The organism is Serratia sp. AXJ-M, from assembly GCF_046531865.1.
GTDB lineage: Bacteria > Pseudomonadota > Gammaproteobacteria > Enterobacterales > Enterobacteriaceae > Serratia > Serratia liquefaciens.
In genome coordinates, this window is record NZ_CP059394.1 from 4,327,231 (window position 1) to 4,340,012 (window position 12,782).

At 56.2% G+C, this 12,782-nt stretch carries 12 protein-coding genes and 1 other RNA gene; 4 read left to right on the forward strand and 9 right to left on the reverse strand.

The genetic code is table 11. The annotated features are described in order from the left end of the window. Positions 1-409 precede the first annotated feature (409 nt). The 4 genes from ubiI to H0S68_RS20270 form a co-directional block, all read right to left on the reverse strand. Positions 410-1,612: an FAD-dependent 2-octaprenylphenol hydroxylase gene (gene ubiI, locus H0S68_RS20255; protein ID WP_046372700.1), complete on the reverse strand. Its 1,203-nt coding sequence runs from the start codon at positions 1,610-1,612 to the stop codon at positions 410-412. A gap of 86 nt (positions 1,613-1,698) precedes the next feature. Further along, positions 1,699-2,877, reverse strand: a complete 1,179-nt coding sequence (gene ubiH / locus H0S68_RS20260; RefSeq protein WP_020828497.1) for a 2-octaprenyl-6-methoxyphenyl hydroxylase — start codon at positions 2,875-2,877, stop codon at positions 1,699-1,701. A 4-nt stretch (positions 2,878-2,881) separates the two neighbouring features. Beyond that, a complete protein-coding gene (gene pepP, locus H0S68_RS20265) occupies positions 2,882-4,195 on the reverse strand; it encodes a Xaa-Pro aminopeptidase (protein WP_020828498.1) in 1,314 nt (437 codons plus the stop codon). Between the two features lie 61 nt (positions 4,196-4,256). Further along, a complete protein-coding gene (locus H0S68_RS20270; protein ID WP_041414927.1) occupies positions 4,257-4,835 on the reverse strand; it encodes a YecA family protein in 579 nt (192 codons plus the stop codon). 321 nt (positions 4,836-5,156) lie between these two features. Here H0S68_RS20270 and zapA point away from each other — a divergent pair, with 321 nt between their 5' ends. The 3 genes from zapA to H0S68_RS20285 all read left to right on the forward strand — a co-directional run bounded on the left by zapA (position 5,157) and on the right by H0S68_RS20285 (position 6,347). Next, positions 5,157-5,486 (forward strand): cell division protein ZapA, encoded by a 330-nt coding sequence (gene zapA, locus H0S68_RS20275; RefSeq protein ID WP_012146623.1) that lies wholly within the window; start codon positions 5,157-5,159, stop codon positions 5,484-5,486. 41 nt (positions 5,487-5,527) lie between these two features. Beyond that, a non-coding RNA gene (gene ssrS / locus H0S68_RS20280) (6S RNA) lies at positions 5,528-5,710 on the forward strand. A gap of 28 nt (positions 5,711-5,738) precedes the next feature. Continuing rightward, positions 5,739-6,347: a 5-formyltetrahydrofolate cyclo-ligase gene (locus tag H0S68_RS20285; RefSeq protein WP_020828500.1), complete on the forward strand. Its 609-nt coding sequence runs from the start codon at positions 5,739-5,741 to the stop codon at positions 6,345-6,347. A gap of 46 nt (positions 6,348-6,393) precedes the next feature. On the opposite strand, the gene serA is transcribed toward H0S68_RS20285, so the two are convergent. Both serA and rpiA read right to left on the reverse strand, forming a co-directional pair. Next, a complete protein-coding gene (serA, locus tag H0S68_RS20290; RefSeq protein ID WP_020828501.1) occupies positions 6,394-7,632 on the reverse strand; it encodes a phosphoglycerate dehydrogenase in 1,239 nt (412 codons plus the stop codon). 324 nt (positions 7,633-7,956) lie between these two features. After that, the gene (gene rpiA, locus H0S68_RS20295) at positions 7,957-8,613 is read right to left on the reverse strand and encodes a ribose-5-phosphate isomerase RpiA (protein WP_260629885.1); all 657 of its coding nucleotides are present in this window, start codon (positions 8,611-8,613) and stop codon (positions 7,957-7,959) included. 202 nt (positions 8,614-8,815) lie between these two features. Between rpiA and H0S68_RS20300 the strand changes: the two genes are divergently transcribed. Then, positions 8,816-9,709 (forward strand): LysR family transcriptional regulator ArgP, encoded by an 894-nt coding sequence (locus H0S68_RS20300; RefSeq protein ID WP_020828503.1) that lies wholly within the window; start codon positions 8,816-8,818, stop codon positions 9,707-9,709. Positions 9,710-10,092: 383 nt separating this feature from the next. Here H0S68_RS20300 and H0S68_RS20305 read toward each other — a convergent pair whose 3' ends face one another. The 3 genes from H0S68_RS20305 to H0S68_RS20315 form a co-directional block, all read right to left on the reverse strand. Continuing rightward, positions 10,093-10,824 (reverse strand): oxidative stress defense protein, encoded by a 732-nt coding sequence (locus H0S68_RS20305; protein WP_071844535.1) that lies wholly within the window; start codon positions 10,822-10,824, stop codon positions 10,093-10,095. A 122-nt stretch (positions 10,825-10,946) separates the two neighbouring features. Then, entirely contained in the window at positions 10,947-11,564 is a 618-nt protein-coding gene (gene argO / locus H0S68_RS20310; protein WP_020828505.1) for an arginine exporter ArgO, read from the reverse strand. A 122-nt stretch (positions 11,565-11,686) separates the two neighbouring features. Continuing rightward, on the reverse strand, positions 11,687-12,505 hold the full coding sequence (locus H0S68_RS20315; RefSeq protein WP_410528990.1) for an IclR family transcriptional regulator: 819 nt from the start codon (positions 12,503-12,505) through the stop codon (positions 11,687-11,689). Positions 12,506-12,782 lie beyond the last annotated feature (277 nt).

Sequence of the window (12,782 nt, forward strand, 5' to 3'; positions counted from 1 at the left end):
CGCCGCGACGCAAACGATACCTTTGCCCTGACGTTATCACCGAACGACCACATTAACCATAAGTTAAAATAGGCTGGACGGCGTTCTGCGCCAGTAAAAAGCTGGGCTAGTGTGCAGAGTTTTAAACTGGAAAACTGCGCTTTAAGGCACAAAACCAACAATTAGAGCACCAAAAATCCGAAGTTATATAACAAACCCACGGCCAGAGACGGAATTTCGACTTTTGATAACCGGTTATGGAATTAGAAAAAGTAATGGTAAAAACAGCCTGAAATTAGATTATTTCAAATGAAGGGTTATATAAGGAAAAGCTATGGGCATAAGGCGCAGATCTGCGCCTTTGGAGAGCGATAACGCTACGGGGAAACAAGACAGAAAGACCGGCAAACCGGTCTCTCTCAGGCGGTGATCAGGCCAGCCAATCCGGCAGATCGTTCAGGCCCATAGCCTGGCGCACCAGCTTCGGCTTCACGCCCGGCAGGCTGTCAGCCAGCCGCAGCCCGACATCGCGCAGCAACTTCTTCGCCGGGTGATTGCCGTCAAACAGTTCGCGGAACCCTTGCATGCTGGCCAGCATGACCGCTGCACCGTGTTTGCGACGACGCTCATAGCGGCGCAGATACAGGTGTTGACCGATGTCCTTGCCCTGACGTTGCAGGCGGCGCAATTCGGCGATCAGCTCGGCGGCGTCCATAAAGCCCAGGTTGACCCCCTGGCCAGCCAACGGATGTACGGTATGGGCAGCATCGCCCACTAATGCCAGACGGTGTGCAGCAAAGCTACGCGCATAGCGCCCGGTCAACGGGAAGGTCTGGCGTTCGCTTTCCAACTGGCAGGCGCCAAGGCGCAGATCGAAGGCCATCGCCAACTCACGGTTAAACTGCTCGGGCTCCAGTTGCTTGAGGCGTTCGGCCTCTTCAGGAGCAACCGACCAGACGATGGAGCTTAAATGCGGATCGCTGAACGGCAGAAATGCCAGAATGCCGTCGCCGTGGAATACCTGACGCGCCGTCGCCAAATGCGGCTCTTCGGTGCGAATGGTGGCCACCAACGCATGATGGCGGTAGTCCCAGAAGGTCAACGGGATATCGGCATGCTGACGCAGCCAGGAGTGAGCGCCGTCGGCGCCGATCACCAGCCGGGCAGTCAGCATGCGGCCGTCCTCAAGGGTGATAAACGCGTCGTTTTCGCCCCAGGCTACCTGTTTGAGCGCCGCCGGGGTAATCAGCGTGACATCGCTCAGGCTTGCCGCCCGTTTCCACAACGCCTGCTGGATCACCGAGTTTTCAATGATGTGGCCGAGGTGGCTGAAGCCGCATTCGTCACCGCGGAAGGCAATCTTGCCGAAGCTGTCGCGATCCCACACTTCCATCGCGTTATAGGCACTGGCGCGCAGGTTGAGGATCTCGTCCCAGACGCCAATATGCTGCAGCAGGCGCTCGCTGGCGGCGTTGATGGCGGATACGCGCAGTGCCGGCTGTGGCGGCGGCGGTGTCATATCCGGTTGCTGATGCTCCAGCACCGCAACGCGCAGGCCGCTGCCCTGCAATCCGCAAGCCAGTGCCAGCCCCACCATACCGCCACCGGCGATAACCACATCAAATGATTGCATGCTGCTTAATTTCCTTAAATGACGCGCTGCGCAGTGATTGCCCAGCGCTTTTGGGCGCAACACGCTGCGCCGCTACTGATTATTGCCTAGCGATCTACCCAGCCCAAAGTCCGCTTGGCAAAGGCATCACGCACCGCCGGCAATTGGGCCATCGCCATCAGACCGAGATTACGTCCGACCACCAAAGGACCGTAACGGTTGGCGAACAGCCGGATCAAACCGTCGGTGACGCCAATCGTCGCTTGCTGATCCTGCTGGCGGCGTTGTTGATAACGACTCAACAACGCATAGCCACCGGGATCTTCCCCGTCCTGCTGTGCCTGGGCCAGCGTTTCCGCCAGCGACATCACGTCGCGCAGGCCAAGGTTGAACCCCTGACCGGCGATCGGATGCAACGTCTGGGCGGCATTGCCCACCAGAGCCAGCCGATGGCTGACGTGCTGATTAGCGGTCAATAGGCTGAGCGGATAGCTGTGGCGCTTACCGGCACGCAGGATCCGCCCCAATCGCCAGCCGAACGCCTGCTGCAATTCACTGATAAAGCGTGCATCGTCCCACGCATCAACCTGTTCACGATCTTCGCGTGCATGGCACCACACCAATGAGCTACGCCCCTGGGACATTGGCAACAGCGCCAAAGGCCCGTAGCGGGTGAAACGCTCAAAGGCACGCCCTTGCGGATGCACTGCCGTGGTTACGTTGGCGATGGTGGCAAACTGCGGATAGTCACTTTGCTGCCATTGCAGATTACAGGCCTGAGCCAGCGCCGAGCGCGAGCCGTCCGCTGCCACCAGCAATTTTCCACTGATACGCCGACCATTATCCAGCAATACCTCGGCCTGCTCCGCCGTGCGCACCACATCGACCACTCTGGCCGGACAATGCAGCGTGACGCCGGGTGCCTTGGCCAGCAACGCAAACAACCGTTGCCCGGCGTCGTGCAGTTCAATCACCTGCCCTAGCGCGTCAACCTGATAATCTTGCGCGTACAGATTAACGAACCCGGCGTGACCGCGATCGCTGACGTGTACCTCGGTGATGGCCGTCGCACAATCGCGCAATGCCGGCCAAACGCCGATACGCGTCAACTGTTGGCAGGTGCCCTGCGCCAAGGCAATGGCGCGGGCGTCAAATCCCGGATGGCTACGATCGTCCGGTCGGGTGGCTTCGACCAGATCAACCGCCATTCTTCCCTGAGTGAGCGATGAAATGGCCAGCGCCAAGGTCGCGCCCGCCATGCCGCCGCCAACAATAATTACGCTCATGCCGTTACCTTGCCGCCGCCATCAGTGCTTCGATGGCGTCAGCGTCTTTCACTACGCTGGCGGTCAGGTTTTCATTACCGTTGGCAGTGATCACAATGTCATCTTCAATGCGAATGCCCATGCCGCGGTACTCTTCCGGCACGTCGGCATCCGGCGCGATGTACAGCCCTGGCTCGACGGTAAACACCATGCCCGGCTCCAGCGTGCGGTCGCGGTTTGGCGTGCCGTAATGCCCGACGTCGTGCACATCCAGCCCCAGCCAGTGGCCAAGTCCATGCATGTAGAACTGACGATGGGCCTGTTCGGCAATCAACTGCTCCACTTCGCCCTTCAGGATCCCCAGTTCCACCAGCCCGGTGATCATGATGCGTACCACCTCATCATTGACCTCACGGATACTGGTACCCGGTTTGAACAGCTCCAGGGCACGCGTCAGCGATGCCAGCACGATGTCATACACCGCGCGCTGCGGCCGGCTGAACTTGCCATTGACCGGGAAGGTACGAGTGATGTCGCCCGCGTAGCCTTTATACTCACAGCCGGCGTCGACCAGCACCAGATCGCCATCGCGCAATTCACTTTCATTTTCTGTGTAGTGCAAAATGCAGGCGTTGTCACCGCCGCCGACAATGGTGTTGTAAGACGGATAACGAGCGCCAAAGCGGGTAAATTCGTGATGAATTTCCGCTTCAAGCTGGTATTCGAACATGCCGGGGCGGCATTTCTGCATCGCGCGGGTATGGGCCAGCGCGCTGATTTCACCGGCGCGGCGCATGATCGCCAGCTCTTCAGACGATTTGAACAGGCGCATTTCATGCACCCATGGACGCCAGTCGGTCACGGTCGCCGGTGCCTGAAGATTCTGGCGGAAACCCTTACGCAGCTTGTCCAGCGCGTCGAACAGGATTTTATCGGCGTAGTCGTATTGGCCCTGCCCGTGGTAAACCACGTCCAGGCCATTGAGCAGCAGGGGTAATTGATCGTTGATTTCATCGAACGGCAGCGCGCGGTCCACGCCCAGTTTCGCCGGAGCCGCTTCTTGCCCCAGGCGACGGCCAAACCAGATTTCCGCCGTCAGGTCGCGCACCCGGTTGAACAGCACGCTGTGGTTGTGCGTCTCGTCGCTCTTGACCAGAATCAACACCGAACCCGGTTCGTTGAAGCCGGTCAGATACCAGAAATCGCTGTTCTGACGGTAGGGATATTCGGTATCTGCACTGCGCGTCACTTCCGGCGCAGAGAAAATAATTGCCGCGCTGGCCGGAGCCATTTTAGCCAACAGCGCCTGACGGCGGCCGTTGAATTCCTGCTGAGTCATCACCTTCTCCTGAAATCAATCTGCCTGTGCTCACGGCCGCTAAGGACGTGAAATCGGGTGTTTAGTGCAAGGTCGGTTTGGCATTTTCCGGCGCCGTCGGCTTATGGCGGGTAAATTCGGTGTGGCACAAAATGGCCGCCACACGCACGTACTCCACCACTTCCTCCAGAGAGTGCTCAAGCTCTTCCTGGTCTTCGTCTTCGTCATAACCGAGCTGAGCGATATTGCGCAGATCGTCGATCGCCTCGCCCACTTCGTCTTTCACCTGCGCCAGCTTGGGCTGCATCATGCCCAGCCCCAGCAGGAAATGATTCACCCAACCGGCCAGCGCATCGGCGCGGTCAAACACGCTGACGGTTTCGCCTTCCGGCATCATCAATTGGAACATGAAGTCGTCGTCTTCCAGCGTTTCACGCGTTATTTCATGAAGTTGCTGTAACGGCAGGCTCAGCGCCTGCGGGAAGGCCACGCCTTCATTGGTCAGATCGTAGACCAGCGATTGCCAGCCAGCGTCGCGGCTGCCACCGCACAGCAGGCCGCTGATCAGGCCGTGCATTTCTGCTGCGGTTAACGCCACCGCTTGCTGGTTGAGAGCAACGGTCAAAGATTGGTAACTTGGAAATGTATTCTGTATAGACATGCGCATTCGTCATCGTTGGCAGGATAAGTTCGTGTTATGCTACCACCAAGGTCCGTCGCTGTACCAGATAAGCGCGACACCTCAGTGGCTAGTTATAATCGTGATGTGTCAGAACTCACACGCTGCCGGCAGGGGACGAAATGACGCTAAATACGCATTTTGAAACCCTTTTTTGACTGGTAATGTCTGACGCAGTAGATTACAACCAGGTACTGAAAAAGGGGTTGTATCTTGGTACCGAGGTATATATAGTGGCGCCCGCTTTGGTAGGCCCGGTCAGGGCAAGCTGGGGCTGGCGCGAAATTTAGGCAGGAAGGTGGCATGTCTGCACAACCGGTAGATATTCAAATTTTTGGTCGCTCTTTAAGAGTCAATTGCCCGCCAGAACAACAAGATGCGTTGAACATGGCCGCGGTCGATCTTAACGAACGGTTGCAAGATCTTAAAGTTCGCACTAGAGTCACAAATACTGAGCAGCTCGTTTTCATCGCAGCATTGAACGTTTGTCATGAACTTGCTCAAGAACGGTTGAAAACCCGTGATTATGCGTCCAATATGGAACAACGCATTCGCATGCTGCAACAGACCATTGAACAGGCTTTGCTTGAACAGGGTCGCATCTCTGAACGTCAGGATGCACAATTCGAATAACTTAAGTTGCTGAAACCTCAGGTTTTGGCAATGAGTAAAAAATTTCTCTGAGATGTTCGCCAGCGGGCCAGTCCCCTGAGCCGATATTTAGTACCAACAGAATGTGATGATCCGCGATCGGTGTGCATGCTCGGCCCGCCGAGAAGCCTTAAGATTGCGACAGCACGTTCACCTTGAACCATGGGTTCAAGGGTTACAGCCTGCGACGGCATCTCGGAGATTCCCCCTTCCTCAGCGGTATGTGTGCTGACTATGTCTTTTCAAGCCCAGTATGCCCAGCAGCGGCAAAATATCCGAAATCAAATCCGTCAGCGTAGACGCGCTCTAACGCCTGAACAACAACAACAATCCTCCCTGCAGATAGCTGAACGCATCGCTGCACATCCACGCATCCTGGCAGCGCAGAATATCGCGGTATTTTTGTCGTTCGACGGTGAGCTAAATACCCGCCCGTTGATTGAACGGCTGTGGCAGTTGAGCAAGCAGGTTTATCTGCCCGTATTGCACCCGTTCAGCAAGGGTAATCTGTTATTCCTGCATTACACCCCTGAAACGCCGCTGGTGCACAACCGCTTCAACATTCTCGAGCCCGAGCTCGACGTGCGCCACGTGCTGCCATTGGGCTCGCTCGACGTGGTACTGACGCCGTTGGTGGCCTTTGACAGCGCGGGCCAGCGCCTGGGGATGGGGGGTGGCTTCTACGATCGCACGCTGCAAAACTGGCAACACCGTGGCCCTTATCCGATAGGCCTGGCCCATGATTGCCAGCAGGTCGAACAGGTGCCGGTGGAACACTGGGATATTCCGCTGCCGGAGATTGTTACCCCCGCGCAGAATTGGGTTTGGCAGATCGTTAAATAGCAAAAGGCCGGATAAATCCGGCCTTTATTAGTTACAGCACGTTCAATCAGAACAGCAAGCGAGCACGGATAGTGCCGTCAATCGCCTTCATACGTTGCAATGCCGCATCGGCACGCTCGGTTTCCGCTTCAATGTCGATAACCACATAGCCGATTTCCGCACCGGTTTGCAGGTACTGCGCGGCGATGTTCACCCCTTCTTCAGCGAAGATTTGGTTAATCTGCGTCAGTACACCCGGACGGTTTTCATGGATGTGCAGCAGGCGGCTGGCGTTAGGCCCATGCGCCGGCAGGGACACTTCCGGGAAGTTTACCGCCGACAGGGTTGAGCCGTTGTCGGAATATTTCGCCAGCTTGCCGGCCACTTCGTCACCGATATTCTCCTGCGCTTCCTGAGTGGAACCGCCAATGTGCGGGGTCAGGATCACGTTATCAAATTCGCAAAGCGGTGAGTTGAACGGCTCGCTGTTGGTCGCAGGCTCTTCCGGGAAGACGTCGATCGCCGCGCCGGCCAAGTGCTTGCTGGCCAATACCTTGCACAGTTCCGGAATATCCACCACGGTGCCGCGCGAAGCGTTGATCAGAATCGAGCCCGGCTTCATCAGTGCCAGCTCTTCTGCACCCATCATGTTTTTGGTTGAAGGGGTTTCCGGCACGTGCAGCGTCACCACATCGCTCATATTGAGCAAGTCTGACAGGTGGCGCACCTGCTGAGCATTGCCCAACGGCAGCTTGTTCTCGATATCGTAGAAGAACACTTTCATGCCCAGGCCTTCGGCCAGGATGCCCAGTTGGGTACCGATATGGCCGTAGCCGATAATCCCCAACTTCTTGCCGCGCGCTTCAAACGAGCCCACGGCCAATTTTTGCCATTCGCCGCGGTGCGCTTTGGCGTTGGCGGATGGAATGCCGCGCAGCATCAGCAGCAGTTCGCCCAGCACCATTTCGGCCACGGATCGGGTATTAGAGAAAGGTGCGTTAAACACCGGAACGCCGCGTTTGGTCGCCGCCTTCAGATCAACCTGGTTAGTGCCGATGCAGAAACACCCTACCGCCACCAGCTTTTCTGCAGCGGCGAAGACTTCTTCGGTCAGATGCGTACGCGATCGGATGCCGACGAAGTGAGCATCGCGGATGGATGCCTTAAGCGCTTCGGTGTCTAACGCACCTTTGTGATATTCAATGTTGGTATATCCGGCTGCCAGCAGATTATCTACCGTGCTCTGATGAACCCCTTCCACCAACAGGAATTTAATCCTGTCTTTCTCCAATGATACTTTTGCCATTTACCCGACCCTATGTTCAGACTTCAGAAGCGGCTGTTGTTAACAGCACGCATCCAACATAACAAAAATAACGCGGGCGGCAATACAAACGATTGCCCGCCCGTCAGTACAAGGCTCAGCGATGTTGGCGGTTTGTGGCAGAAAATGCCATAGGGAAAGAAATAGACAGAAGCTTTGTGGAGCTAACGCTGACAATGTGACATATGTCACCAAATTTGGCGCTTTAAAGAAAAGATATTTTAGCCAGTGAATTATGCGGTCCGCTGGGATCCAAGATCGTATTCCAGAGGGGCGCCATGGCGACGCCCCTGCAAACACATGCGGTTATTCGACGACTTTCACACCTTCAGGCGTGCCGACCAGCGCCACATCGGCGCCGCGGTTGGCGAACAAACCGACGGTCACCACGCCGGCAATACCGTTGATTTTGTTTTCCAGCGCGATGGCGTCGACGATGCTCAGGTTGTGCACATCGAGGATCACGTTGCCGTTATCGGTCAGCACATTCTGACGATATTCCGGCAAGCCACCCAGCTTCACCAGTTCACGCGCCACATAGGAACGCGCCATCGGGATCACTTCGATCGGCAGCGGGAACTTGCCCAGCACGTCGACCTGCTTGCTGGCATCGACGATGCAGATAAATTTGCGCGCGATGGCGGCAATGATTTTTTCGCGAGTCAGCGCGGCACCGCCGCCTTTGATCATCTGCATCTGGCGGTTGATTTCATCCGCACCATCAACGTAAATATCCAGAGAATCCACTTCGTTGCTGTCGAACACGTGGATGCCGAGGCTTTTCAGCTTGGCGGTGGAGGCGTCGGAGCTGGACACCGCCCCTTCGATTTGGTGCTTGATCGAGCCGAGCGCGTCAATAAAGTGGGCGGCGGTGGAGCCGGTACCTACCCCAACGATGGTGCCAGGGGTTACGTAATCCAGCGCGGCCCAGCCAACCGCTTTTTTCAGTTCATCCTGCGTCATAATATGTCCATTGCCTCTGTACGAAAACGTGTGCGTATTATAGGGTAAATCGCTATTTTTCACTCAGGCAGGATCACACTTCTTCACCCTAAGCCGCATTTTTAGGCGCGTCGCGGTAAAGTCGCGCGGTGATTTTCCACCTGTAAAACACCCCAGATGTGGCATAGTGCCTGTATCTATTACTGTAAGGGATATCTTTCCGATGAAACGCCCAGACTATCGAACGCTGCAAGCGCTGGACGCGGTGATCCGTGAGCGCGGCTTTGAGCGCGCCGCGCAAAAGCTTTGTATCACCCAATCGGCAGTATCCCAGCGCATTAAGCAGTTGGAAAACCTGTTCGGCCAACCGCTGCTGGTCCGCACCGTACCGCCGCGCCCGACCGAGCAGGGCCAAAAATTGCTGGCGCTGCTGCACCAGGTCGAGTTGCTGGAAGAAGAGTGGTTGGGCAACGACACCGGTATCGACACGCCGTTGCTGCTGTCGCTGGCGGTCAACGCCGACAGCCTGGCCACCTGGCTGCTGCCGGCGTTAAAACCGGTGCTGACGGACTCCCCTATCCGCCTGAACCTCCAGGTGGAAGACGAAACCCGTACTCAGGAACGTCTGCGGCGCGGTGAAGTGGTCGGCGCGGTGAGTATCCAACCGCAGCCGCTGCCGAGCTGCCTGGTAGACCGGTTGGGTGCGCTGGACTATCTGTTTGTCGCCTCGAAGGGTTTTGCCGAGCGCTACTTCCCGAACGGCGTCACGCGTTCTGCGCTGCTAAAAGCGCCGGCGGTGGCGTTCGACCATCTCGATGACATGCACCAGGCTTTCCTGCAGCAGAACTTTGATCTGTCGCCGGGCAGCGTTCCCTGTCATATCGTGAACTCATCGGAAGCCTTCGTGCAGTTGGCTCGGCAGGGCACCACCTGCTGTATGATCCCGCATCTGCAGATTGAGAAAGAGTTGGAGTCGGGCGAGCTTATCGACCTTACACCGGGCCTGTTCCAGCGCCGCATGCTGTTCTGGCACCGCTTCGCGCCGGAAAGCCGCATGATGCGTAAAGTGACCGATGCCCTGCTGGAGCATGGTCGTCAGGTTCTGCGTCAGGATTAAAAGGTAAAAAGGTTCGCCGCAGCGAACCTCAGATTACTAACAAAGTTGTTTTAAGTCCGAGATTCCCCGATCTCGCGTACCGAGAGGCTATTGTGGGATGCATCCCTGTATCCCCCCTCCGGGCCGTTGACCACTTCAGCACGCTCTCGCTAATAACAGGTTTTATCAGCAGTTTGAAAAACCTGACTTATACCCTAGATAATTGGAGTTGCATCACAACAAAACCAAGGGTTTTGTTGTGATGCGCTTGCGCTGGCCCCAACGGGGCGAGGCTTTGCCGAGTAACGCGGCCAGGGCGGGAGTCCCCAGGAGCTTACTCAAGTAAGTGACTGGGGTGACTGCCTGCAGCCAACACAGATGCAGCTTCAAGTATGACGGGTATGTTACTGCGCCGTGTTGCGCTGCAGCTCGAAGACTACATCGACCTGATCGTCAAAGTGAATGCTCTGCTGCTCGTAGGTTTGCGCCACGTCGCTTTCCGCAGCGGCTCCCGCCGATTTGTACATGCGCGCTACCGGCATCGGCTGGTAGTTGGCGACATGATAACGAATGCTGTAAACCGGCCCCAGTTTCGCGTTAAAGCCTTTCGCCAGTGAAGCCGCCTGCTGCGTAGCGTTCTCGATGGCTTTCTGACGCGCCTGTTCGCGGTAAACATCTGGTTTGGCTACGCCCAACTCAACGGCACGGATCTCGTTCAGGCCAGACTTCAACGCGCCGTCCAACAGCTCGTTCAACTTATCCAACTGACGCAGAGTAACCTGCACCTGACGAACTGCACGGTAGCCTTTCAGCACCGACTCACCGGTTTTCAGGTAATCGTATTCCGGCTGGGTGCGCAGATTTGCGGCGCTGATGTCTTTCTTCTCGATATTGTTTTTCTGCAGGAAATCAAAATATTGCGCTACGCGCTCATCGACCTGCTTCTTCGCCTGTGCCGCGTCTTTAGAAGAAACGCTGACCTCGATCGCCAGGGTGGCGATATCTGGAGTGGCGTCAACGCTTGAAGTGCCAGAGGTCACCACGTGCGGCCCTTCCGGCACTTCAGCCGCTTGCAACGCCAGCGGTAACGTCCCTAATCCAATCATTGCGGCCATAGCCAATGCTTTAAGCTTCACAGAGTCTCCTTGATGACAGGCTGTAACTGATTACCGGCCTTTCTCGACTGAAAACGGCCGGTTCCTTGGCATCAAACGTAGCATATCGCACGGGCTTTTGAATTCGGATTAGTGACAAATTCTTATAAACTTGCGCCCTGCCAGGCCAATTGCAATGCGATGCCCCACATCACCACGCCGACCAGCGTATTGATGACGCGCTGTGCCATTTGGGTCTTCAACCAGGGTGCCAGCCAGGAAGCCAACAGCGCCAGCGCGAAGAACCAAAGAATCGAGGCGCTTACCGCCCCCAGCGCAAACCAGGAACGAACGTCCGGCGCCAACTGACCGCCTAGGCTGCCCAACACCACAAAAGTATCGAGATAAACGTGCGGATTAAGCCAGGTTACCGCCAGCATGGTCACCACCAGCCGCCAGCGACTCTGCTTCAGCTCCTCGGCCGTTGCCAGCGCCAATTGGCGGCTGAACGCGGTGCGAAACGCCCCCCAGCCGTACCACAACAGAAAGGCAACCCCGCCCCAGGTGACCAACGCCAGCAGCAACGGCGAACGACTCAACAACGCGCTCCCGCCGAAAATCCCCCCGCAAATCAACACAACATCGCTCAATGCGCACAGTGAGGCGACCATCAGATGATACTGACGGCGGATGCCCTGGTTCATGACAAAAACATTTTGCGGGCCCAGCGGCAGGATCATCGCGGCGCTCAGGGCAAAGCCCTGCAGAAAGACAGCTAGCATGGTATTCCTCACAGAAAGAGTGCGCCGGTCAGCGGCGCGTGTCGGTCAACACGCGCATCATAGGAGGAAAAAATTATTAGGTGAAATTGATATTTCTAATCAACTATCAGCAATGCTAATAATCAGGCGGGAATGACAAAACCCAGCTCCTGAGAAATGCGCTGCGCGGTTGCCAGAACTGGCTTAATAAGGGCTTTAACGCCGATTTGCTGCAGTTTGGCGGTCGGCAACGATACCGATACCGCGTAGGGCACACGCTGTTGAATATCAAACACCGGCGCCGCTACGCAGGACACGCCCAGCTCATTTTCTTCGCGATCCATCGCCATGCCCTGTTTGCGAATGTCGGCCAATTCCCCATACATCTTCGGTAATTCGGTAATGGTATTGCGCGTCAGCGTCTGGATCTCATGCTGATGTGTCTGCCAGTAGTGTTCCGGATAATCACTGTTGCCGTAGGCCATAAATATCTTGCCCATCGCCGAGCAGTACAGCGGCATATGCTGACCGATATAGGCACGAGTGCGCATCATGCCGGTGGTGGGCTCCAGCTTGTAGATCAAAATAACGTGGTCGTCTTCACGGCTGGAGAAGTTTACCGTCTCCCCCACCTCAAGATTGAGCTGCTCCAGATGTGGTGCGGCAACGTGGATAATATTCAGCGAAGAAAGCGCTTTCTGGCCGACCGAAATGAACTTGGTGGTCAGGCGATAGCTGCCGGGCGACGGCGCCTGTGTCACATATCCGCTGGTATGCAACCCTTGTAGCAGGCGATGGACGGTGCTTTTGTTCATGCCGGCCAACTCAGACAGGTGCGCCAGTGGGCAGCCGTTAGGGAAGTTGCTCAGGATCTCAATCAGTTGCAATCCACGGAACAGGCTTTGACTGCCCAGGGGTTTGTCTTTCTTGTCATCTTTCTCTTCGACAGCTTTCAAGCTCATTGCGCAATTTCTCCAGTGTCGAACCGCCGGCCAACGCCACGGTGTGGCAAACGGCCCCTTTGCCGGGAATGTTACCCCAAGGCCCGCATCAGGTGAAGACGGAACGCCGTTTCATTGTCAGCAGCAGGTTAAAAATGCGCAACATTCTGCTAACCCCTGAAGTGAGTTGTACGTCACAATTCCGCAAAGATATAAATAACCAGTTGTTTTAAAACAAGAATTAAAACACCTCCGGCTTTGCTTTAGATTGGCGTTCGGCATATTATTTTTGAAATTG